The following is a 21,783-nucleotide window of genomic DNA, read 5'->3' as shown; positions in this document are numbered from 1 at the left end:
GACCTTGGACATGCCCCGCCCGGAAGGGGTGTACGCCTGTGCCCGCACTTGTGCTGCTCGGTGCTCAGTGGGGTGACGAAGGCAAGGGAAAGGCCACCGACCTGCTCGGTGGCTCCGTGGACTACGTGGTGCGTTACCAGGGCGGCAACAACGCCGGTCACACGGTCGTCGTAGGCGACCAGAAGTACGCGCTGCACCTCCTCCCTTCCGGGATCCTCTCCCCGGACTGCACGCCGGTCATCGGCAACGGCGTCGTCGTCGACCCGTCGGTCCTGCTCTCCGAGCTGAGCGGTCTGAACGAGCGCGGCGTCGACACGTCCAAGCTGATGATCAGCGGCAACGCGCACATCATCACGCCGTACAACGTGACCGTCGACAAGGTGACGGAGCGTTTCCTCGGCAAGCGCAAGATCGGGACCACCGGGCGCGGCATCGGGCCGACGTACGCGGACAAGATCAACCGCGTCGGCATCCGCGTGCAGGACCTCTACGACGAGTCGATCCTCCAGCAGAAGGTCGAGGCGGCCCTGGAGGTCAAGAACCAGCTGCTCACCAAGCTCTACAACCGCCGCGCCATCGAGGCGAACCAGGTCGTCGAGGAGCTGCTCGGCTACGCGGACCAGATCAAGGGCTACGTCGCCGACACCACGCTGATCCTCAACAACGCGCTCGACGACGGCAAGGTCGTCCTCTTCGAGGGCGGCCAGGGCACGCTGCTCGACATCGACCACGGCACGTACCCCTTCGTCACCTCCTCCAACCCGACCGCGGGCGGCGCCTGCACGGGCGCCGGTGTCGGCCCGACGAAGATCAACCGCGTCATCGGCATCCTGAAGGCGTACACGACGCGTGTCGGCGCGGGCCCGTTCCCGACCGAGCTGTTCGACCAGGACGGCGAGGACCTGCGCCGCATCGGCGGCGAGCGCGGCGTGACCACGGGCCGCGACCGGCGCTGCGGCTGGTTCGACGCGGTCATCGCCCGGTACGCGACCCGCGTCAACGGCCTGACGGACTTCTTCCTCACCAAGCTCGACGTGCTGACCGGCTGGGAGCAGATCCCGGTCTGTGTCGCGTACGAGATCGACGGCAAGCGCGTCGAGGAGCTGCCGTACTCGCAGACCGACTTCCACCACGCGAAGCCGGTGTACGAGATGCTGCCGGGCTGGTCCGAGGACATCACCAAGGCGAAGACCTTCGCCGACCTGCCGAAGAACGCGCAGGCGTACGTGAAGGCCCTTGAGGAGATGTCGGGCGCGCCGATCTCGGCGATCGGTGTCGGCCCCGGCCGGGACGAGACGATCGAGATCAACTCGTTCCTGTAGCCGTACCGAGCAGTGAGCCGGTGAGCCCCGGTCCGCCACCCGCGGACCGGGGCTCGCCGCCGTTCAGCCCAGGCCCAGCGTCTTGCGGTGTTCCCGCCAGCGGTCGAGCAGGCCGCCCAGTTCGCTCTCCATGAACTCGAAGAACGCCAGGGTCTCGCCGAGGCGCCGGCCCGCCGGGGTGTCGGCGCCGAGGCTGTCGACGCCTTCCCGCAGCGCGTCCTGCCAGCGCCGGATGACGGCGTCCCGGCTGGTGAGGGCCTCGTACCACTGGTTGCTGTGGACCCGGAAGAGGTCGCGCCGGGTGCCGGGCTCGCGCTCGCGGGTGACCATGTGCTGCTGCACGAGGTAGCGCACACCGCCGGAGACCGCGGCCGGGCTGACCTGGAGCCGCTCGCCCAGTTCGGCCGCGGTGAGCGTCCCGTCGTCACTGGCGAGCAGCGCCGCGAAGATGCGGGACGGCATCCGGGGCATCCCCGCCTCGACCAGCTGCCCGGCGAACCGCTCGATGAACCGGGAACCGTTCTCCGTACCTGTGGTGCCTGCGTCCTCGTTGCCTACGTCCTCCATGCCCATGAGTTTATACGGTTCCTTAACTTCACAAATTTGTGAAGTCCACGTACCTTCAGAATCATGACGAAGGCAATCACGGTCTCCGGACTTCACAAGTCGTTCGGCGGGACCCACGCCCTCGACGGCCTCGACCTCGACGTCGAGACCGGCGAGGTGCACGGCTTCCTCGGGCCGAACGGGGCCGGGAAGTCCACCACCATCCGGGTCCTGCTCGGACTGCTGCGAGCCGACTCCGGGGCCCTCCGGCTGCTCGGCGGCGACCCCTGGTCCGACGCCGTCGAGCTGCACCGCAAGGTCGCGTACGTCCCCGGCGACGTCACGCTGTGGCGCAACCTCAGCGGCGGCGAGGTCATCGACCTGTACGGGCGCCTTCGCGGCGGCCTCGACACCCAGCGCCGCGCCGAACTCATCGAGCGCTTCGAACTCGACCCGACGAAGAAGGGCCGTACGTACTCCAAGGGCAACCGGCAGAAGGTCGCCCTCGTCGCGGCCTTCGCCGCCGCCGACGTCGACCTGCTCATCCTCGACGAGCCCACCTCCGGGCTCGACCCGCTGATGGAGGAGGTCTTCCAGGCCTACGTACGGGAGGCCGCGCGCGAGCGCGGGCAGACCGTGCTGCTCTCCTCGCACATCCTCAGCGAGGTCGAGGAGCTCTGCGACCGCGTCAGCATCATCCGCAAGGGCCGCACCGTCGAGAGCGGATCGCTGGCCGACCTGCGCCACCTCACCCGCACCAGCGTCAACGCCGAACTCGCCGACGCCCCCGACGGCCTGGGCGGCCTGGGCGGCCTGCCCGGCGTCCACGCCCTCTCCGTCGACGGCCACCGCGTCCGGCTCCAGGTCGACACGGACAAACTGGACGCGGTGCTGCGCTCGCTCACCGCGTCCGGCGTACGGTCCCTGACCAGCACGCCACCGACCCTGGAAGAGCTGTTCCTGCGCCACTACCAGGAGGACGGTTCCAGCGGCGCGGCGGCGGTGGCACGATGACCACGCTCGCGGGCACCGGCCCGCTCGTGAGGTTCGCGCTGCGCCGCGACCGCCTGATGATCCCGCTGTGGATCTCCCTCGTCGCGCTGACCCTGATCACCTCGCCGAGGACGCTCAAGGGCATCTACTCCACACCCGCCGACCGCGCCGACCTCCTGGCCACCATGCGGACCAACAGCTCGCTGCGCGCCCTGTACGGACCGGCGCTCAGCGACTCGCTCGGCGGCCTGGCCGTGTGGCGCGTCGGCGCGTGGGGCGCCCTGTTCGCGGGGGCGATGAGCCTGCTGATCGTCGTACGGCACACCCGTGACGAGGAGGAGAGCGGCCGCCAGGAGATGGTGTCGGCGGCGATGGTCGGACGCCGCGCGCCCCTCACGGCCGCGCTGCTCACCGCGCTGGTCGCCAACGCCACGGTCGCGCTGCTCATCGCGGCCGGGATGACGGTGACCGCCGGGGACGGCTTCGCGGGCGCCCTCGCGCTCGGCCTCGCGACCGGCGGGACCGGCATGGTGTTCGCCACGCTCGCCGCGATCGTCGCCCAGTTCACCGAGAGCGCGCGGCTGGCCCGTGGCGTGAGCGCGGGCCTGCTCGGCGCGGCGTTCGTGCTGCGCGCGGCCGGGGACGCGGGCACGGCCGACGCCTCCTCGCCCCTGACCTGGGCCTCGCCGATCGGCTGGCTGGAGAACGTGCGCGCCTACGCCGGTGAGCGCTGGTGGGTGCTGCTGCTGTTCGTGGCGGCCGTCGCGGCGCAGGGGGCGGTGGCGTACGCACTGACCGGGCGCCGGGACGTCGGCATGAGCTTCCTGCCGAGCCGTCCGGGCCCGGCCGCCGGGCGGCTCGGATCGGCGGGCGCACTCGCCTGGCGGCTGCAGCGCGGCGCCGTCATCGGCTGGTCCCTGTCCTTCCTCGCCTCCGGGGCCGCACTCGGCGGGGTGACGGCAGGCGCGACCGACCTGGTCGGCGACAACCAGGCGACCCGCCGGATGATCGAGCGCATGGGCGGCCAGTCGGGCCTCACCGACGCGTTCCTGTCCGCCATGGTCGGCCTGCTCGGCATGGTCGCGGCGCTGTACGTGGTCCAGTCGGTGCTGCGGATGCACGGCGAGGAGACGTCGGGGCGGGCGGAGCCGGTGCTGACCGGGGCGGTGGGCCGCGTCCGCTGGGCCTCGGGCCATCTGGTGATCGCGTTCGCGGGGGCGGTGCTCATCATGCTCCTGGGCGGCCTGGGCCTGGCGGCGGGCTACGGCCACGGACTCGGCCCGATCCTCGGGGCCTGCCTGGTCCAACTCCCCGCGATCTGGACGCTCGGCGGCCTCGCGGTGCTGCTGTACGGGGCGACGCCCCGCGCGGCGATGGCGGCGTGGGGCGTCGCGGGCGCGGTGCTGCTCCTCGGCTGGCTCGGCCCGGCCCTGAAGGTGCCGCAGTCGGTGATGGACCTCTCCCCGTTCGGGCACCTGCCGAAGCTGCCGGGGGGTGGAATGGCCTGGAGCCCGGTGGTGCTGCTCACGGTGGTGGCCGTGGGGTGCGTGGGGGCGGGGGTCGCGGGGGTGCGGCGGCGGGATACGGCGGGGTGACGATGCGAGGTGGGCTCCGCCCGGGGTGGGCGAAGCCCGCCGGCCTCAGCGGACGTACTGCTTGAGCTGCTCGGTGTCCAGTTCGATACCTACGGGATCAGGGAGGCAGACTCGCTCGCCGAAGTGCGCGGTGTGGACGTCCCGGTACTCGGCACGTTCCACGTCCGGCTTGCTGTGCATGACCACCGCGCCCGCGTCCCGATCCACCTGCAGATATACGGGGATGTCCGCGGCGGCATCCGCCGCCTTCTTGGTCCCGATCCGTCCGTCGATGAACTCCAACCTGACGGTGCCCTCGGTCTCCTTCCCGGTGAACGCGGCGATCTTCTCGAACTCCTCCACCGACATCTGGGTGTGGGCCGTGCGCTCTGCCACAACCGTCATGGTGCCCTCCTTTCAAGGCGGGCACCACTGTGTCCAGGCATATGCGCGTACGCGCCGCGTTCGATGGCCCATCATCCGTTCGAGCGAGCGCAGAATCGTCACCCCACCTCGACGGACAACGTCTCCACCCCCCGGATCACGAAGTTCGGCTTGCGCACCGGCTCCGCCGCGAGCCGCAGCGTAGGCGCCCGCGTGAGCAACGCCCGCATGGACGCCGCGAGTTCGATACGGGCCAGCGGGGCGCCGATGCAGTAGTGGATGCCCGCCGAGAAGGAGAGGTGCGGGTTGTCGCGGCGGGTCAGATCGAGGCGGGACGGGTCCGCGAAGACCGCCGGGTCGTGGTTGGCCGCGCCGAACAGGAGCGCCACCTCCGAGCCGACGGGGATCGTCTGCCCGGCCACCTCGATCTCGTCGAGCACCCAGCGTTCGAAGAGCTGGAGCGGAGTGTCGTAGCGCATCAGCTCCTCCACCGCCGACGGTACGAGGCCGTGGTCCGCGCGGAGCGCCGCCAGCTGGTCCGGGTGGCGGAACAGGGCCCACCAACCGTTCACGGTGGCGTTGACCGTGGCCTCGTGACCGGCGTTCAGGAGCAGGACGCACGTCGAGATCAGCTCTTGTTCGGTGAGGCGGTCGTCGTCCTCGTCGTGCGCGGCGATGAGGGCCGAGATCAGGTCGTCGCCGCCGGATGCGGTGCGGCGGGCCGCGATCAGCTCCCTCAGGTAGTCCGAGAATTCGGCCGAGGCCCGGACCGCCGCGCGCGCCGTCTCGTCCGACGGGTTGAGCTCGTACATGCCGCAGATCGCCGCGGACCACGGGCGCAGGAGCGGGCGGTCGGCGTGCGGGATGCCGAGCATCTCGGCGATCACGGCGACCGGGAGCGGCTCGGCGACCGCCGTGAGCAGGTCCCCGCCGCCGTCCGCGACGAGATCGGCGACCAGGTCGGCGGCGAGCTTGTCCACGTAGGGGCGGAGCCGGTCGACCGTGCGCGGGGTGAAGGCCCTGGAGACCAGGCGGCGGATGCGGGTGTGGTCCGGCGGTTCGAGGTCGAGCATGCCGTGGTCGTTGAGAGTGTGGAACGGCTCGTGCTCGGGCGGCGGAGCGGCGCGGCCGAAGTCCTCGTGGGCGTAACGGTGTCGGTAGGTGCGGCCGAGGCGGCGGTCGCGCAACAGGGCGGACACGTCGGCGTGGTGCGGGACCAGGTACTGGTTCGTGGGGCCGAACCAGTGCACCCTGCCCGCCTCGCGCAGGGCCGCGTAGGCGGGGTACGGGTCGGCGAGGAAGGCGGGTGACCAGGGGTCGAAGCGGGCGGTGGTTGCCATGCGGCGACGCTACTGGCCTGCCAGCCGGGCGGGAACATGCCCACGGGCCCGGAATGCGCCGCCTCTTGGCGGGCGTGGGGCTCGTCGTGGCCGGTCGCGCCGTCCCCCCGCGCCCCTGCGATGCGACGCGTCGTCCGCGTCACCCCGGAGTGACCAGCCGCGCCTCGTACGCGTACACCGCCGCCTGCGTCCGGTCCCGAAGCCCCAGCTTCACCAGCACCCGGCTCACATGCGTCTTGATCGTCGACTCCGCCACCACGAGCCGCGCCGCACCACCAGCCGACCACCCGCACCTCACCACCAGCCGACCACCCGTATCACCGTCGGACCAGCCACCGGCCCCCGTCACCAGGCCAGTTGGGCGATCTCCTCCGCCACCACCGCGCACGCGTCCGCCGCCGGGTCGATCAGCGGGAAGTGGCCGACGCCCTCCAGGAACGTCACGCCCACCACCTCTCCCGCCCTGGCCGCGGCGTCCGCGTACGCCTCGGCCACCGTGTGCGGCACCGTGGTGTCGGTGCGGCCCTGCACCAGGGCCGTCGCGATGCCCGTCGGCAGGAGCAGGGACGGGTCGGCGTACGGACGGCGGGAGGTGAACAACTCCGTCTCCCCGCCCAGGAGTTGCGCGCTCGCTCCCCCGCACACCCCCAGCTCCTGCGACAGCGCGAAGTCCGCGATCGGGGCGAGCGCGACCACGCCGCGCAGCGCGGGCGGCGCCGCGGTCCGCCACGGCGCGTCCTGCGGCAGCACGTGCCGGGCGGCCGCCCACAGCGCGAGCTGGCCGCCCGCCGAGTGCCCGGTGACGACCGTGCGGCGCACGTCCGCCGCCGGAAGGTGCTCGGTGGCGAGTTCGGGCAGCGCGTCCAACGCCGCCGCCACGTCGTCGAAGGTCTCCGGCCACCGCCCCGCGACCGGGCCGCCGCCACCCTGGCGCGGCACCGCCGCCCCCTGTGCGGGCGCACCCCCCGCACCCCGCCGGTACTCGACGCTGGCCACCGCGAACCCGCGCCGCGCGAGGAAGTCCGCGAACGGGCTCACATGCTGCCGGTCGTACGGCGCGCGCCAGGCGCCGCCGTGCAGGACCACGACGAGCGGGGCGGTCGGGACGCCGCTCCTCGGCGCGTAGAAGTCGATCACCTGATCAGGGTGATCCCCGTACGCCGCGGTGACGTCCGGCGGCACGGCGGGGTGCGAGAAGGCCGACGCCTCCTCGGCCGCGTCGCGTGCGGCGGACTCCTCCGGCGATTCCTCCGGCATACTCCAACCTCTCGGCAGCTCAACGGTATTGCGGACACCAGCGGTTCGCGGTGATCGCAGGGGGCGGGTAAGCGGACGCTACCAGGCCCACGACGTGCACCGACACGCACAGTGACCGAACAAACGGTCCTGCTGTTCCGTTAATCTGCGCCCATGAACCGTGCGCCCGAACACCGCGCGCCAGGACCCGGCACACTCCGACCCGGCGGCCGCACCGCCCGGGTCCGCGCGGCGGTCCTCGACGCCGTGGGCGAGGCGCTGGCCGAGCACGGGTTCGACCGGCTCGACCTCGCCGACATCGCGCGCCGCGCCGAGGTCGGCAGGACCACCGTGTACCGGCGGTGGGGCTCGCCCGCCGGGCTCGTCGCGGACCTGCTCGCGCAGATGACGACGGAGTCGCCGCCGCGCACCGGGAGCGGGACCAAGGCCGGGAGCGGGACCGGGGCCGGGGCCGGGAGCGGGACCGGGGCCGGGGCCGGGGCCGGGAGCGGGTCACTGCACGGCGATCTGAGCGCCGGCGCGCGGCTGGTGCGCCGGGCCCTGACGGACGCCCGCCAGGGGCCCCTGTTCCGCGCCGCGATCGCGGCGGCCACCTGCGACCGGCGCACCGCCGATGCGCTGCGCCGGTTCTGCGAGGTGCGGGTCGCCGAATGGGCGCCGACCGTCGAAGCGGCCGTCGCCCGGGGGGAGTTACCCGTCGGCACGGACGCGGCTGAGGTCGTACGGGCCGTGTCCGCGCCCCTGTACCACCGGATGCTGACGACCGGGACCGCGCCCACCGAGGAGGACGCGGCCCGCGCCGTCGACGCCGCCGTGGCCGCCGCCGCGGCGGGCGTCTACGTCAGCCGGACCAGCGAGGTCAGCTGAGTTCGCGCGCGAGCACCCGCGCCGCGCGCTCCACGTCCCCGAACCCCAGGTACAGCGGCGTGAACCCGAACCGCAGCACGTCCGGCGCCCGGAAGTCCCCGACCACGCCCGCCGCGATCAGCCGCGCCATGACGTCACCGGCGTCGTCGCACCGCAACGCCACCTGGCTGCCCCGCTCCCCGTGCGCGAGCGGCGTCATGACCTCGACCCGGCCGTCCGGCACGTACGCCTCGACGCACTCCAGGAAGAAGTCGGTCAGGGCGAGGGACTTGGCCCGTACGGCGTCCACGGACACATCCGGGCGGTCCCACACCTCAAGGGCCGCCTCCAGGGCGAGCATCGAGAGGATGTCCGGGGTGCCGACCCGCCCGCGCACGGCCCCGTCCGCGGCCTCGTACTCGGGGCGCATGCCGAACGGCTCGGCGTGCGAGTTCCAGCCGGGCAGCGGCGAGTCGAAGGCCGCCTGGCGGTCCCGGCGCACGTACAGGTACGCGGGCGAACCCGGGCCGCCGTTCAGGAACTTGTACGTGCACCCCACCGCCAGGTCCACGCCGTGCTCGTCGAGGCCGACGGGCAGCGCGCCCGCGCTGTGGCACAGGTCCCACACGCCGACCGCCCCGGCGGCGCGGACCGCCGCCGTCAGGCCGGGCAGGTCGTGCAGGCGGCCCGTGCGGTAGTCGACGTGGTTGAGCAGGACCGCCGCCGTACGCGGGCCGAGGGCGCCGGGCACGTCCGCCGGTGCCACCGCGCGCACCCGGCAGCCGGTCATCCGCGCCGCCGAGGAGGCGATGTACCCGTCGGTGGGGAAGGTGGCCGCGTCGACGAGAATCTCGTCCCGCCCGTCGGGAGCCATCCGGACCGCCGCCACAAGTGCTTTGAAAACATTGACACTTGTCGAGTCGCCGACCACGATCTGCCCGGCCGCCGCGCCCACGAGCGGCGCGATGACGTCACCGATCCGCTCGGGCGCGGTCCACCACCCGGACTCCGTCCACGACCGGATGCGCAGCTCGCCCCACTGGCGCCGCACGACGTCCTCGACCCGTCCGGGAACGTTGGCGGGCAGCGCGCCCAGCGAGTTCCCGTCGAGGTAGACGGCAGTGGCGGGGGTAGTGGCAGGGGCGGGGGCAGGGGTAGTGGCAGGGGCAGGGGTAGTGGCAGGGGGAGTCGTGGCGGCGGCGTCGAGGACGAAGGCGTCGCGCACGGCGGCCAGCGGGTCGGCCGCGTCGAGCTCCCGGGCCCGCTGCGTGAAATCAGACATGGGACCTCGCCGTCCACAGCTCGGGGAACACGTTCTTGCGCGCGCGCCGCTCCAGCCACGCCACACCGGCGGAGCCGCCCGTACCGGCCTTGGAGCCCATCGCGCGGCGCGTCGCCACCAGGTGGTCGTTGCGCCATCGCCACACCAGCTCGGCGACGTCCGTCAACGCCTCGCCTAGACGGGCCAGTTCGTCGTTCTCGTCGCCCGCGTACAGGGCGGTCCACACGGCTTCCACCTCGGGTGACGGCTCGTAGCGCCGCGACACGTCACGGTCGAGGACCGGGCGCGGCACGGGGTGGCCGCGGCGCGCCAGCAGGCGCAGCACCTCGTCGTACAGGCTCGGCTCGTGCAACGCCTTCTCCAGCTCGGCGTGGACGCGGGGCGCGCCGCGGTGCGGCACCAGCATCGACGCCGACTTCTCGCCGAGCAGGAACTCCATCCGCCGGTACATCGCCGACTGGAAGCCGCTGCCCTCGCCGAGCGCGGCGCGGTAGGAGTTGAACTGGGCCGGGGTGAGCTGCCCCAGCGGCCGCCACGACGCGTTCAGCGCGTCCAGCTCGCGCACGGACCGCTTCAGGGCGGCGACGGCGCGCGGCACGTCGTCGGCGGCGAGCGCGCGGCTCGCGGTCTCCCACTCGTGCACGATGACGGTGAACCACAGCTCCATCACCTGGGTGGTGACCAGAAAGACCATCTCGCCGGGGTCGTCCGAGCGAGGGTGCTGGAGGTGGGTGAGCACGTCCGCCTGTACGTAGTCCTCGTACGGCGTGGTGCCCGCGAAGTCGAGATGCGGTGTGGCGGGCGCTTCCGCCTCGTGATCCGCCTGGGACATCGCTGTCTCCTGTTGTGTACTCCGGGTAGCGGTCCGCCCTGCCGATACCGGCACGGGGCCCCGGTCCCCAACGGCACATCCTCCGCAATAGTCCCCCGAAACGGCAAGGCCCGCCTGGTCACAGGCGGGCCTCGGCACACAGCGGTGAGGGCTCCTAGCCGAGCGTCTGCGCGGCCACCGGCGAGGAGTCCTTGAGGAACTGCGTGCAGCGCTCGTACTCCTCCTGCTCACCGATCGCGCCGGCGGCCCGCGCCAGGGCGTGCAGGGCGCGCAGGAAGCCGCGGTTGGGCTCGTGCTCCCACGGCACCGGGCCGTGGCCCTTCCAGCCGCTGCGGCGCAGCGCGTCGAGGCCGCGGTGGTAGCCGGTCCTGGCGTACGCGTACGACTCGACGACGCTGCCCCGCTCGAACGCCTCGTCGGCCAGCTGCGCCCAGGCCAGCGAGGACGTCGGGTGCTTGGCCGCGACGTCCGCCGGAGGCGTGCCGCCCGCGAGCAGCTCGCGGGGCTCGGGGTCGTCGGGCAGGTGCGTGGGGGGCGGTCCCCCGAGCAGGTTCTCGTGAAGGGTCATGGGGTCCAGTGTGCCCCGCCGCGCGGGCGGGAAGCGCGGGCGGGGCCACTTGATCCGCGGGCGTCGACCCGCGGGCGGGACTACTTGATCCGCGTACCGGTCGAGCGCAGGTTCTCGCATGCCTGGACGACACGGGCGGTCATCCCGGCCTCGGCCTTCTTGCCCCACACGCGCGGGTCGTACGTCTTCTTGTTGCCGACCTCGCCGTCGACCTTCAGGACGCCGTCGTAGTTCTCGAACATGTGGCCCGCGATCGGGCGGGTGAAGGCGTACTGGGTGTCGGTGTCGAGGTTCATCTTCACGACGCCGTTCTCCAGCGCGGTCGTGATCTCCTCCAGCGTGGAGCCGGAGCCGCCGTGGAAGACGAAGTCGAACGGCTTGGAGCCGGCCGGCTGACCGTACTTCGCGGCGACGCCGTCGTTCAGCTCCTTGAGCAGGTCGGGGCGCAGGACGACGTTGCCCGGCTTGTACACGCCGTGGACGTTGCCGAACGAGGCGGCGAGCAGGTAGCGGCCGTTCTCGCCGAGGCCGAGCGCCTCGGCGGTGCGCAGGGCGTCGTCGACGGTGGTGTAGAGGTTGTCGTTGATCTCGTGCGAGACGCCGTCCTCCTCACCGCCGGTGGGGGTGATCTCGATCTCCAGGATGATGTGCGCGGCCTTGGCCTTGGCGAGCAGTTCCTGGGCGATGGAGAGGTTGTCGGCGAGCGTCTCGGCCGAGCCGTCCCACATGTGCGACTGGAACAGCGGGAGGCCGCCGTCCTGGACGCGCTTGGCGGAGATGTCGAGCAGCGGGCGTACGTAGCCGTCCAGCTTGCCCTTGGGGCAGTGGTCGGTGTGGAGCGCGATCTTGTTCGGGTAGCGTTCGGCGACGACGTGCGCGAACTCGGCGAGCGCGACGGCGCCCGGCACCATGTCCTTCACGCCCTGGCCCGACAGGTACTCGGCGCCGCCCGTGGAGATCTGGATGATGCCGTCGGACTCGGCCTCCGCGAAGCCCTGCAGGGCGGCGTTGAGGGTCTGCGTCGACGAGACGTTGATGGCCGGGTAGGCGAACTTCCCCGCCTTGGCCCGGTCGAGCATCTCGTTGTACTGGTCCGGGGTTGCGATGGCCATCTGGCGTCTCCTCGTAAAGCGCGGGATGTGCGGGTGCGGGTCGTCGTGGCTCTGGCGGCTCCGGCGGCTCTCTGCCTCCGGCGACCCTCACCGAGCGTCAAGGGGTGACATCATCGTCGGCCCCATCTTCCCAGACTTGGGCGAATGCTCCAGTCCGGGGGAGGGCCCGGCCGGGCGGGCCCAAGGGCCCGAACCTCAGTCGAGGCCGAGCTCGTCCTTGGAGAACGCGAAGCGGTACGGCACCCCGGCGCCCTCGGTGATCTTCTCGGCGGCGCCGGTCGCCCGGTCCACGATGGTGGCCACGGCGACGACCTCGGCGCCCGCCTCGCGCACCGCCTCGACGGCGGTCAGCGGAGAGCCGCCGGTGGTGGAGGTGTCCTCGACGACCAGGACCCGGCGGCCCTTGATGTCCGGGCCCTCCACGCGTCGCTGCATGCCGTGCGCCTTGGCGGCCTTGCGGACGACGAACGCGTCCAGGCGCTTGCCGCGGGCGGCCGACGCGTGCAGCATCGCGCCCGCGACCGGGTCGGCGCCCATGGTGAGGCCGCCGACCGCGTCGTACTCCAGGTCGGCGGTCAGGTCAAGCAGCACCTGGCCGACGAGCGGGGCGGCCTCGCCGTCGAGGGTGACGCGGCGCAGGTCGACGTAGTAGTCGGCCTCGATGCCGGAGGACAGCGTCACCTTGCCGTGCACCACGGCCTTGTCCTTGATCTGCGTCAGCAGCGCGTCGCGCACGTCGTTCGTCGTCATGGCTATGAGCTTAAAGGCCGCCTTTCACAGCCTGCGCCAGGTCCAGGTGGCACCCGCCTCCAGCGGGTCGACCATGGTGACCAGGCGGGGGGTGGTGTTGAGGCCGTTCGGGGGGCCGGTCTGCGGTTCGACGCACACGGCCGCCTCCTGCTCGTCGTAGACGACGGCCCACTTCTCGCGGCTCGTGACGTTCAGGGAGAGCCGGCCGGGCCAGGTGAGGGTGACGTCCACGCCCTCGGGCATGCCGAAGCAGTCGTCCCAGGGGCCCGGCTTCGGGTCGATCCGGTGGCCGGTGGGCAGATGGTCGTCGCCGCGCTCCTCCTGCCAGGCCGGGGCGAAGTCGAGCGTCACGTCTTCGCTGTCGCCGCCCAGGTTGCGGTTGAACCAGGGGTGCCAGCCGAGCTGCGCCGGGAAGGAGTCCTTGGCCGTCTCGATGCCGAGCGACAGGCTCAGCGAGTCCTCGGTCAGGGCGACGGTCTGGGTGACGCGCCCGCGGTACGGCCAGGGGTCCGTCAGGTCGTACGTGAAGGATGCCTCGGTGGACGTCGCGTGCGCGGTGGTCCACTCGTGGTCGCGGGCGAAGCCGTGGATGGCGTGCGGCGGGGAGTTCAACGGCATCTGGTGGAGCTGCCCGCCGTCCAGGAACCGGCCGTCCCTGATGCGCCCGCACCACGGCGCCATCGGGAAGCAGCCGTAGCGCTCCCCCTGCCGCAGCAGCTCGGTCCCGGCGATCTTGAGGCTGCTCACCCGGCAGCCGTTCCCCGGCGCCACGGTCACTTCCGCGTCACCCGCGGTCAGCGTCGTCTCCTGTGTCGTCACGGCCCTGAGCCTAGGCCGTCTGCCGCGCGCAACACTCAGTGGTGTCAGTGGTGTCAGTGGTGTCAGTGGTGTCAGTGGTGTCAGTGGTGTCAGTGGTGTCAGTGGTGTCAGCGGCGTCTGCGCAGGGCGCGGCCGACGACGACCGCCGAGGCGAGGGCGAGGGCGGCGGCCGGGGCGACCCAGCGCAGGGTGGCGCCGCTCGGGCCGCCGTCCGGGGCGGGGGTCGGGGCGTAGCGGCCGCGGGGCGGGGCGTGGTCGACCTCCTCGGCGCTGCGGCCGATCATGGTGCGGCGGGCGTGCGCGGCGGCGGGTTCGGGCGGGAGTTCGTCGGTGTCGTACGGGTAGGGCTCCGCGTACTCGGTGTGGTCGCCGTACTCGGTGTGATCGTCGGCGGCGCCTTCGTCGTCGGAGGCCGGCGCGAGGGAGGGCGGGGGGACCTCCGTGTCGAAGACGGAGAGGTGCGGTTCCGACCGCGCGTCGGGCTCATCGTCCGGCCCGGCGTCCGGCTCGTCGACCGGCTCCGGCGAGGTGCCGGTGTCGTCGCCCCCCGTCTCGGACGTGCCCCGTGCCTCGTCCGTCTCCCGCGTCTCGCCTGACTCCTCCGACTCCTCCGACTCCTCCGGCTCCTCCGGCTCCTCCGGCTCTTCCGACTCCTCCGGCTCCTTCATGTCGTCGGGGTCCGAGCCCGGTTCCTGGCCGGCCGCGCCGAGGTTGCCCGCGAAACGGTTCAGCAGGCGGTGGGCGGCGGATTCCACGGCTTTTGGGGGGAGCTCGGCGATCCGGCCGTCGCCCGACGCGGTGCCGATGAAGGTGAGCGCGGAGCCGCCGTTGGTCGCGGCGACCCGGGCGGTCAGGGAGAACGTGACGGTTCCGGTGCCGCGGGCCTCGGTGCCGTCGCCGGTGACCGCGAACGTGCCGTCGGGGGCGGGGGTGACGGTGACCGTGCCGCGGTACGTGATGGCGTGCCCGGCGACGCGGACCTTGAGGCGACCGCCGTCGCCGGACGCGTCGCGCTGGAAGCCGGGGACGGCCCGCGCGACCCGGAGGGGGTCGCACAGCACGGCCCGTAGGGCTTCTGCCGGCACCGGAACGAACACCTCATGCTCCATGTGACCCGACCCTACCGAGACGGTCGGGAACGTGTCTGCCCATTCACCGTCGCGGGTCGCGATCACGGCACGGCGGCGGGCCGTGCGTGGCTGATCTGATCACGCGGTTCCCCGCTCCCCTGAAGGCATGCGGCTCCGCCGCGCCTGCCCCGGGGAGATGCCGCACGCAGTGCGTGCGTCTCAGTGCGTCTCAGGGGCGTGGGGAACCGCGTGAGAACGGGTCACGGGCCCGCGGTCGACGACGACAGGCCCGCCCCTACGGGGCCTGCTCGCCGTACCGCGGATGCACCAGGGTCGAGGGGGCCCGCCCCGGCGCCGGTTCCGGCAGTCGTGCTCCCGGCGGGGCCACCGGCCGCCGCCACCCCGCGAGCGCGTACCGCGCGTTCCCGGCCCCCCGGTAGGCGACCACGCGCAGCCCCGCCGACCGCAGGGTCGCGGCGACCGTCGGCAGGGCCGACCGGCCGGTGTGCACCACGACGCGGCCCCGCTCCCCCAGGACCCGCCCGACGAGCCCGTAGAACTCCTGGGAGTACAGCTTCGCGCTGTCCGTGCGGACCGGGTCGGGCAGGTCGCAGACCACCACGTCGTACGGGCGGCTCGGCGCGGCCTCCCGTACGCGCCGGAACACGTCGCCGGTGGTGACGTGGACGCGCGGGTCGGACAGTGACCGCCCGTTCAGCTCGGCGAGCCCGGGGTCACGGCGGGCGAGCCGCACCAGGCCGGGGTCGGGGTCGACCACGTCCACGTGGCGCACCCCGGGGTGGCGGAGGACCTCGTGGACCGCCAGGCCGTCGCCGCCGCCCAGGACGAGCACCCGCGCGTGCGGCCCGCCGTCCATCGCCGGGCCGACCAGCGAGCGGTGGTAGCGCGGCTCGTCGGCGCCGCGCACCCGCAGCCGCCCGTCCAGATAGAGGTCGACGGTGCCGCCCCTGCCCTGTGTGAGGACGACCTCGTGCGTGCCGGTGCGCTGGGCGACCCGGACGTGCGCACCGAACATCGCGTGCCGCGCCGCCCGTTCGAAGTCGCCGACGTGCGCCCACGCGGTGGCGAGCAGGCCGATCGCCGTGACGTTGGCGACGAGCAGCAGCCAGCGGCAGCGGCGGCACAGGTCGCGGCGGAACAGGCCGAGGACCAGCGCGCCGCCCGCCACCGCGTTGACCCCGCCGGTCAGCAGCGCGCCCGTGAGCTGGCCGAGCCGCGGGAGGAGGAGGAAGGGGAAGGCGAGGCCACCGACCAGCGCGCCCACGTAGTCCGCCGCGAAGAGGTCGGCGACCGCGCCGCCGGGGTCCTGGCGTCTGATGCGCTGGATGAGGACCATGAGCAGCGGCACCTCGGCGCCGATGAGCACCCCGATGGCCAGCGAGAAACCGACCAGCAGGTAGCGGGGGCCGTCGGTCCACGCCCCGCCCCAGTCGCCGGTCCAGACGAACGCCGCGTACAGGGCCATGGCGCTGCACCCGCCGACGAGCGCGAGGGCCGCCTCGACCATGCCGAACCCGGCGGCGGCGCGCGCCCGCAGCCGCTTGGCGGCGAGCGAGCCGAGGCCCATCGCGAAGACCATGACGGAGAGTACGACGGATGCCTGGGTGACCGAGTCGCCCATCAAGTACGAGGCGAGTGCGACCAGTTCGAGCTCGTAGACAAGGCCGCAGGCCGCGCAGACGAACACACCGACGAGGACGAGCAGCCGCGCCGTGCCCGCCGCCACGGGCAGCGGCGCCCTGCACGGCTCGGCCGGGGACTGCGGGGCCGCGGGCTTGACAGGCGCGTGCGGTTCGATCACGCGTGGAACGCTACGTCACCGTTCGACTCCGTCCAGTCACCCACACGTGTGGAACCGGTGCACTGCGCCCCGCGCACCACCCGCGCCACTCCGCTGCTCCGGCGCCGCGAACGGAGTCAGAGCACGGCTCGGGCCGTGGAGCCCACGCCCACCCGCGTACGCGTGGCGACGAGTTGACCGTCCTGCGGGTAGGCGTGCCAGGTGCGCCAGTGCACCTGACCGTCGTGGCGCTGCGCGAGCATCGCGGTGAAGGCGTGCGGGCTGCCGGGGAAGACCCCCGCGAGCCCGTTGGGGTGGTCGGAGACGAGCGCGAGCAGCTCCTGGGCCCGGCCGGCGAACTGCCCCGGCGTCAACTGCTCGACCCGCGCGGCGAATTCGTACTCCCATTCGCCCAGGCGCTTGGCGACGCCGAGCGGCAGCGGGGTGCTGCTGCCGGGGATGCAGGCGACGGTCTCCGAGCAGGTGCCGCGCTCCTCTTCGAGAAGCACCTGATGAGAGGCGCCGAGCAGCCTCAACTGGAGCTTCGCACCGGTCAGTTCGAGGTCGAGGGCGGCGAGGGCGGGGAGCGCCTCGCGGCCCAGTGCCCAGGCGAGATCATCCGCGCTCGTATCGGTATAGGCGGTTTTCAGAGTCGTGAGCATGGGTCGGCTCCGCTAGCACGCAAAGGGAGGTGGGGCCGGCTGACGCCACGCTGACGGCTGACGTCAAAGTGTCCGGCTCGTGCCCACGCGAACGCGATGGCTACGTAGTACGAGGGCTGCGTTGACAGTTACAACGCCTGAAAGGGAATCATGAGGTGCGGGCGCGCCACAGCGTTTTTACCCAACTTCGGAGGGTTTCCATCCCCCCGAGGGCTGCACAGCTCAACTGTTCAACCATCAGAGCTTCTCCGTGCGCCCCGCGCACAACCCTTCCGTGTCAACCCCGCACATGCGTACGACAGTTACCGGACGCCGTGAGCCACCGCCCGGCGTGAGCCACAGGTGCCGGCCGTGAGCCACAGGTGCCGGCCGTCGTGCGTGCGGCCCGCGCGGACCGACTGCCCCGTGTCAGTCGCCTCCGCGCGGACCGCACGTCCTCGGTACGGCGGCGAGTCCGCAGACCGCGGCCCGTCAGCCGCGACCTGTCAGCCGCGGCCCGTCAGCTGCTGCCGCAGCCGCCGCCACCGCCGCAGCCGCCGCCACAGGAGTGGCCGCCACCGCAGGAGTGGCCCCCGCCGCAGGAGTGCCCGCCGTGGTGGTGGCCCGAGCCGCCCGACGACCAGCTCGACCCGCCGTCGTTGTCGCCCGCCCCGCCGGCCCACCAGCTTGCCCCCGCCCCGCCGGCGGACCGCTTGCGCAGGGACGTCGTCCGCTTCTTTCCGCCTCCGTCACTCCCCGCCTTCGCCGTGGCGACGACGAGCACGATCACCAGTAGTACAAAGGCGCCAGCGATGAATGCGTCCACCGCCACCCCTCCTTTCCGTCCCCCGGTCGCGCTTGTACGCGCGACGGTCAGATGCCCGTGTGCGTACACGGTCAAAGCAGAGTTGAGGAAGTCCAGAGGTTCGGCGCAGGATGACCGCCATGACCTCCGCCGCGTCCTCCTCCGCTTCCTCCTCCGCGCGCCCGCTGCTCAACCGCCGCCTCGCCGAGTTCGGAACGACGGTCTTCGCGGAGATGTCCGCGCTGGCCACGGCCACCGGCGCCATCAACCTCGGGCAGGGCTTCCCCGACACCGACGGCCCCGAGCAGGTGCGCGAGGCCGCGGTGCGCGCCCTGCGCGACGGCCGCGGCAACCAGTACCCGCCGGGCCCCGGCATCCCCGAGCTGCGCACGGCCATCGCCGCGCACCAGAGCCGCCGCTACGGCATCACGCTCGACCCCGACCGCGAGGTCCTGGTCACCGCGGGCGCCACCGAGGCCATCGCCGCGTCGCTGCTCGCCCTCGTCGAGCCCGGCGACGAGGTGATCGCCCTGGAGCCGTACTACGACTCGTACGCGGCGAGCATCGCCATGGCGGGCGGCACCAGGGTCCCGGTGACCCTGCGGCCCCGCGACGGAGCCTTCCGGCTCGACCTCGACGAGCTGCGCGACGCGGTCACCCCCCGCACCCGCCTGCTCCTCCTCAACACCCCGCACAACCCCACCGGCACCGTCCTCACCCGCGCCGAACTGACGGCGATCGCCGAGCTCGCGGTCGAGCGGGACCTGCTCGTCGTCACCGACGAGGTCTACGAACACCTCACCTTCGACGACGCCGAACACATCCCCCTGGCCACGCTCCCCGGCATGCGCGAGCGGACCGTGACGATCGGCTCGGCGGGCAAGACGTTCTCGTTCACCGGCTGGAAGGTCGGCTGGGTGACGGCCGCGCCCGACCTCGTCACCGCCGCCCGCTCGGCCAAGCAGTTCCTCACGTACGTGTCGGCCGGCCCCTTCCAGTACGCCGTCGCCGAGGCCCTACGCCTGCCCGACTCCTACTTCGACGCCTTCCGCGCCGACATGACCACCAAGCGCGACCTGCTCGCGGCAGGCCTGACCGACGCCGGCTTCACCGTCTTCCGCCCACGGGGCACGTACTTCATCACCACCGACGTCCGCCCCCTCGGCCACGACGACGGCCTCGCCTTCTGCCGCACCCTGCCCGAACGCTGCGGCGTCGTCGCCATCCCCAACGCCGTCTTCTACGACGACCGAGAGGCGGGCGCACCCTTCGTACGGTTCGCGTTCTGCAAGCGGCCCGAGGTCCTCGCGGACGCGGTGGGACGACTCCGCAAGGCATTCGCGCACTGACCGCTCTGAGGCAGAGCGAACCGGGGTGCGGGCCGTGACGAAGCGCCGCAGGCTATTCGGTGTCCTTCGGGTGGCGCGGGGAGGCGTACACCAGGATCACCGTCGAGGTGTCCGGGCTGACCAGGTAGCGGACCCGACCGCCGCTGGTGATCTCGTACTCCCACTGCTCCAGCTCGGAGCCTTTCCATTCTCTGGTGGCGTGCCTGCCGCGGAGCTGGTGCTGGCGGTTCCAGTTGGCCCGCGACAGCGGGTCGGTGCGAAGGGCTTCCAGGCAGCGATGCGCATTCGGCAACGCCACCCGGCACAGCTCTTCCCAACCGGTTGCGGCCTCCGTCGTGCCGTGGACGACGTTCCAGCCGCTCAGCGGAGGGACACTGACCCGATCGCCCTTCTTCGGGCTCACTCGTGCACCTCGACCGGGCCGAGGTCGACGTCACTCAGCGGACGGAGTGCCTCTCTGAGCTGGTCAGGGTCAGCGTTGATGCGGGCGGTTGCCCGCCACGAGACGATCGCTCGGTGCACGGCCTCCTTGGCACCCAGCTCAGCGGCGTCGGACAGCGCGTCGAGGAGCTCGACGGTGAATTCCCGGACTTCCTCGTCATTCAGGTGGCGCACCCATGGGAACACCTCGGGCAACGCAAGCAGAAGCGACCTGATGCCGTCGTCCTGCTTCATCAGAGCGAGGAACAGTCGGGACGCCGTGCTCAGGTTTTCCTCGGTTCGCTCTGCGTGTATGGCCGTGGTCAGCACCATGTCGGGCGCGTCTCGGTGCGTGACCCGCAGGCAGCCCAGGGCGGCGGCCCTCGCGGCGACTGCCTTCGGGTTCCGAGACAGATCGGTGAACGAGACGGATTCCGGTTCGGCTGCTGGGTGCACGACACTCATACTCAGACTGTACTCTGACTACACTCTGATTTCTATGGCGAGGCGGTACCCCCAACGCCGTCTTCTACGACGACCGAGAGGCGGGCGCACCCTTCGTACGGTTCGCGTTCTGCAAGCGGCCCGAGGTCCTCGCGGACGCGGTGGGACGGCTCAAGCGGCTGTAACAGCCCCGTCCCCTCCCCCCGTCCGGGCGTGTCCGAGTCGCGTCTGACCTGGTGTTATCGCAAGGTTCGGGTGTGACCCAGCCGATCACCACGCGTATCGCCCAGGCACTGGCGCCGCCCCCCGCCCGCCCTGACGCCCCATCAGCCCCATCAGCCCCACCGTCGAAAGCGCCGGAGGTCCTGCCGCCGCGCCGCGCGCTCCGCGTCCTCGCCTGCGGCGCGCCCCGTGCGCTCGCCCTGTTCGCGGCGGCGCGGCTCACCGGCGTACTGGCGCTCGCCGTCGCCGCCCGGCACACCGGCAAGCGCCCGCTCGCCCTGCTCGGCCACACCTGGGACTCGGCCTGGTACCTCGGCATCGCCCGGGACGGCTACGGCGCCCACACCCTGCATTTCGGGCCCGACACCGTCCTGAGCGACCTGGCGTTCTTCCCGCTCTACCCGGCGCTGATCCGCGCCGCCCACACGCTGCTGCCGGTCGGCGCCGCCGGGTGCGCGCTGCTCGTCTCCTGGACGGCCGCGCTCGCCGCCGCGCTCGCGCTGTACCGGATCGGCGAGCGGCTCCACGGCCGCGCCGTCGCGACCGCGCTCGTCCTGCTGTGGGGCCTGCTGCCGCACTCGGTGGTGCTGAGTCTCGCGTACACCGAACCACTGCTCACCGCGCTCGCCGCGTGGTCGCTGTACGCCGTGCTGACCCGCCGCTGGCTGTGGGCGGGCTCCCTCGCGGCGCTCGCCGGGCTCGCCCGGCCCAACGGGTTCTCGGTCGCCGCGGCCGTCATCGCCACGGCCGCCTGCGAGACCGTCCGGCGGCGCGGAAAGGTTTCCCACAGGCTGTGGACGGGCGCGGCGCTCGCCCCGCTCGGCTGGGTGGCGTTCGTGCTGTGGGTCGGGGTACGCCAGGGCGATCCGCTCGGCGGGTACTTCGCGGTGCAGCGCAAGTGGGGGTCGACGTTCGACCTGGGGGTCGGTTCGGCCCGTTTCACGAAGAAGATGCTGCTGCACGGGGACCGGTTCGTCTTCCCGATGGCGCTGCTGATCGTCGCGGCGGGCGTGCTCCTGTACGTACTGCTGCTCCTGGACCGGGCGCCGCTGCCGCTGCTCGTCCACAGTGGGGTGCTCGTACTGATCGCCGTCGGGGGGTCCGGCTTCTTCGAGTCCAAGCCGCGGTTCCTGCTGCCCGCGTTCCCGCTGCTGCTGCCGCTGGCGCGGGCGCTGGTGCGGACGGCGAGAGCCCGGCCCGCGCAGGCCGTCGTGGTGACGGCCGCGCTGGCCGGGCTCTCGCTGGCGTACGGCGCGTATCTGGTCGTCTACGCGAACCAGCCGCTGTGACGCCGGACGCTACTCGGCGGCGCCGTCGCCCTCGTCGCCCTTGTCCTGCGCGGACTCGACATCGGCCTCCAGGCCGAGCTGCTCGACCAGCCAGCGGTCGAACTCGATGGCGGCCCG

The 21,783-nt window shown here is 72.6% G+C and carries 22 protein-coding genes and 2 pseudogenes; 6 read left to right on the top strand and 18 right to left on the bottom strand.

The features are described from left to right. Positions 1–38: 38 nt before the first annotated feature. Positions 39–1,322 carry an adenylosuccinate synthase gene (locus tag OFY01_RS13520; protein ID WP_266599600.1) on the top strand — a complete coding sequence of 428 codons (1,284 nt, stop codon included), beginning with the start codon at positions 39–41 and terminating at the stop codon, positions 1,320–1,322. Positions 1,323–1,385: 63 nt separating this feature from the next. Here OFY01_RS13520 and OFY01_RS13515 read toward each other — a convergent pair whose 3' ends face one another. Further along, positions 1,386–1,889, bottom strand: a complete 504-nt coding sequence (locus OFY01_RS13515) for a GbsR/MarR family transcriptional regulator (RefSeq protein WP_266599598.1) — start codon at positions 1,887–1,889, stop codon at positions 1,386–1,388. A gap of 63 nt (positions 1,890–1,952) precedes the next feature. On the opposite strand from OFY01_RS13515, the gene OFY01_RS13510 reads away from it, so the two are divergent. Next, positions 1,953–2,882, top strand: a complete 930-nt coding sequence (locus OFY01_RS13510; RefSeq protein ID WP_266599596.1) for an ABC transporter ATP-binding protein — start codon at positions 1,953–1,955, stop codon at positions 2,880–2,882. Continuing rightward, positions 2,879–4,456 (top strand): ABC transporter permease, encoded by a 1,578-nt coding sequence (locus tag OFY01_RS13505; protein ID WP_266599594.1) that lies wholly within the window; start codon positions 2,879–2,881, stop codon positions 4,454–4,456. Before OFY01_RS13510 ends, OFY01_RS13505 begins: the two co-directional genes overlap by 4 nt. A 45-nt stretch (positions 4,457–4,501) precedes the next feature. Here the strand turns inward: OFY01_RS13505 and OFY01_RS13500 are convergent, their stop codons facing one another. The 4 genes and pseudogenes from OFY01_RS13500 to OFY01_RS13485 all read right to left on the bottom strand — a co-directional run bounded on the left by OFY01_RS13500 (position 4,502) and on the right by OFY01_RS13485 (position 7,416). Next, positions 4,502–4,840, bottom strand: a complete 339-nt coding sequence (locus tag OFY01_RS13500) for a hypothetical protein (RefSeq protein WP_266599592.1) — start codon at positions 4,838–4,840, stop codon at positions 4,502–4,504. Positions 4,841–4,938: 98 nt separating this feature from the next. Then, positions 4,939–6,159, bottom strand: coding sequence for a cytochrome P450 (locus tag OFY01_RS13495; RefSeq protein ID WP_266599591.1), 1,221 nt, complete (start codon positions 6,157–6,159; stop codon positions 4,939–4,941). Between the two features lie 139 nt (positions 6,160–6,298). Beyond that, positions 6,299–6,430 (bottom strand): annotated as a pseudogene (locus tag OFY01_RS32560) (response regulator transcription factor); the annotation flags it as partial. A 74-nt stretch (positions 6,431–6,504) separates the two neighbouring features. Continuing rightward, positions 6,505–7,416: an alpha/beta hydrolase gene (locus OFY01_RS13485; RefSeq protein ID WP_266599589.1), complete on the bottom strand. Its 912-nt coding sequence runs from the start codon at positions 7,414–7,416 to the stop codon at positions 6,505–6,507. Positions 7,417–7,569: 153 nt separating this feature from the next. Here OFY01_RS13485 and OFY01_RS13480 point away from each other — a divergent pair, with 153 nt between their 5' ends. After that, complete coding sequence (locus OFY01_RS13480) at positions 7,570–8,283, top strand: TetR/AcrR family transcriptional regulator (RefSeq protein ID WP_266599588.1); 714 nt, start codon at positions 7,570–7,572, stop codon at positions 8,281–8,283. Here OFY01_RS13480 and kynU read toward each other — a convergent pair. From kynU to OFY01_RS13430, 10 genes are all read right to left on the bottom strand, one after another. Further along, entirely contained in the window at positions 8,276–9,544 is a 1,269-nt protein-coding gene (gene kynU, locus OFY01_RS13475; RefSeq protein WP_266599587.1) for a kynureninase, read from the bottom strand. The genes OFY01_RS13480 and kynU overlap by 8 nt on opposite strands. Beyond that, entirely contained in the window at positions 9,537–10,376 is an 840-nt protein-coding gene (locus tag OFY01_RS13470; RefSeq protein ID WP_266599586.1) for a tryptophan 2,3-dioxygenase family protein, read from the bottom strand. Before OFY01_RS13470 ends, kynU begins: the two co-directional genes overlap by 8 nt. 154 nt (positions 10,377–10,530) lie before the next feature. Next, positions 10,531–10,944, bottom strand: a complete 414-nt coding sequence (locus OFY01_RS13465) for a DUF3151 domain-containing protein (protein WP_266599584.1) — start codon at positions 10,942–10,944, stop codon at positions 10,531–10,533. An 80-nt stretch (positions 10,945–11,024) separates the two neighbouring features. Further along, positions 11,025–12,056 (bottom strand): class II fructose-bisphosphate aldolase, encoded by a 1,032-nt coding sequence (fbaA, locus tag OFY01_RS13460; protein WP_266599582.1) that lies wholly within the window; start codon positions 12,054–12,056, stop codon positions 11,025–11,027. A gap of 195 nt (positions 12,057–12,251) precedes the next feature. Continuing rightward, positions 12,252–12,806, bottom strand: a complete 555-nt coding sequence (gene pyrE / locus OFY01_RS13455) for an orotate phosphoribosyltransferase (RefSeq protein WP_266599580.1) — start codon at positions 12,804–12,806, stop codon at positions 12,252–12,254. Positions 12,807–12,830: 24 nt separating this feature from the next. After that, entirely contained in the window at positions 12,831–13,625 is a 795-nt protein-coding gene (locus OFY01_RS13450) for an aldose epimerase family protein (RefSeq protein WP_266599578.1), read from the bottom strand. 107 nt (positions 13,626–13,732) lie between these two features. Beyond that, on the bottom strand, positions 13,733–14,734 hold the full coding sequence (locus tag OFY01_RS13445; RefSeq protein ID WP_266599577.1) for an SRPBCC domain-containing protein: 1,002 nt from the start codon (positions 14,732–14,734) through the stop codon (positions 13,733–13,735). A 256-nt stretch (positions 14,735–14,990) separates the two neighbouring features. Then, a complete protein-coding gene (locus OFY01_RS13440) occupies positions 14,991–16,517 on the bottom strand; it encodes a polyamine aminopropyltransferase (protein ID WP_266599575.1) in 1,527 nt (508 codons plus the stop codon). Positions 16,518–16,633: 116 nt separating this feature from the next. Next, a complete protein-coding gene (locus OFY01_RS13435) occupies positions 16,634–17,158 on the bottom strand; it encodes a DUF2617 family protein (protein ID WP_266599573.1) in 525 nt (174 codons plus the stop codon). A 499-nt stretch (positions 17,159–17,657) separates the two neighbouring features. Further along, on the bottom strand, positions 17,658–17,963 hold the full coding sequence (locus OFY01_RS13430) for a hypothetical protein (RefSeq protein ID WP_266599571.1): 306 nt from the start codon (positions 17,961–17,963) through the stop codon (positions 17,658–17,660). Between the two features lie 110 nt (positions 17,964–18,073). Here OFY01_RS13430 and OFY01_RS13425 point away from each other — a divergent pair, with 110 nt between their 5' ends. Beyond that, positions 18,074–19,291, top strand: coding sequence for a pyridoxal phosphate-dependent aminotransferase (locus OFY01_RS13425; RefSeq protein ID WP_266599570.1), 1,218 nt, complete (start codon positions 18,074–18,076; stop codon positions 19,289–19,291). Positions 19,292–19,343: 52 nt separating this feature from the next. Here OFY01_RS13425 and OFY01_RS13420 read toward each other — a convergent pair whose 3' ends face one another. Together OFY01_RS13420 and OFY01_RS13415 are read right to left on the bottom strand one after the other, a co-directional pair. After that, positions 19,344–19,694, bottom strand: coding sequence for a hypothetical protein (locus OFY01_RS13420; RefSeq protein WP_102913566.1), 351 nt, complete (start codon positions 19,692–19,694; stop codon positions 19,344–19,346). After that, entirely contained in the window at positions 19,691–20,176 is a 486-nt protein-coding gene (locus OFY01_RS13415) for a prevent-host-death family protein (protein WP_266599567.1), read from the bottom strand. The genes OFY01_RS13420 and OFY01_RS13415 overlap by 4 nt, the downstream gene beginning before the upstream one ends. Positions 20,177–20,412: 236 nt before the next feature. On the opposite strand from OFY01_RS13415, the gene OFY01_RS13410 reads away from it, so the two are divergent. Next, entirely contained in the window at positions 20,413–21,666 is a 1,254-nt protein-coding gene (locus OFY01_RS13410) for a hypothetical protein (RefSeq protein ID WP_407700334.1), read from the top strand. A 9-nt stretch (positions 21,667–21,675) separates the two neighbouring features. On the opposite strand, the pseudogene OFY01_RS13405 reads toward OFY01_RS13410, so the two are convergent. After that, a pseudogene (locus tag OFY01_RS13405) lies at positions 21,676–21,783 on the bottom strand (YbjN domain-containing protein); the annotation flags it as partial.

This window comes from Streptomyces beihaiensis (assembly GCF_026274175.1).
GTDB classification, from domain to species: Bacteria; Actinomycetota; Actinomycetes; order Streptomycetales; family Streptomycetaceae; genus Streptomyces; species Streptomyces beihaiensis.
This window is presented reverse-complemented; position numbering and strand designations above follow the sequence as displayed.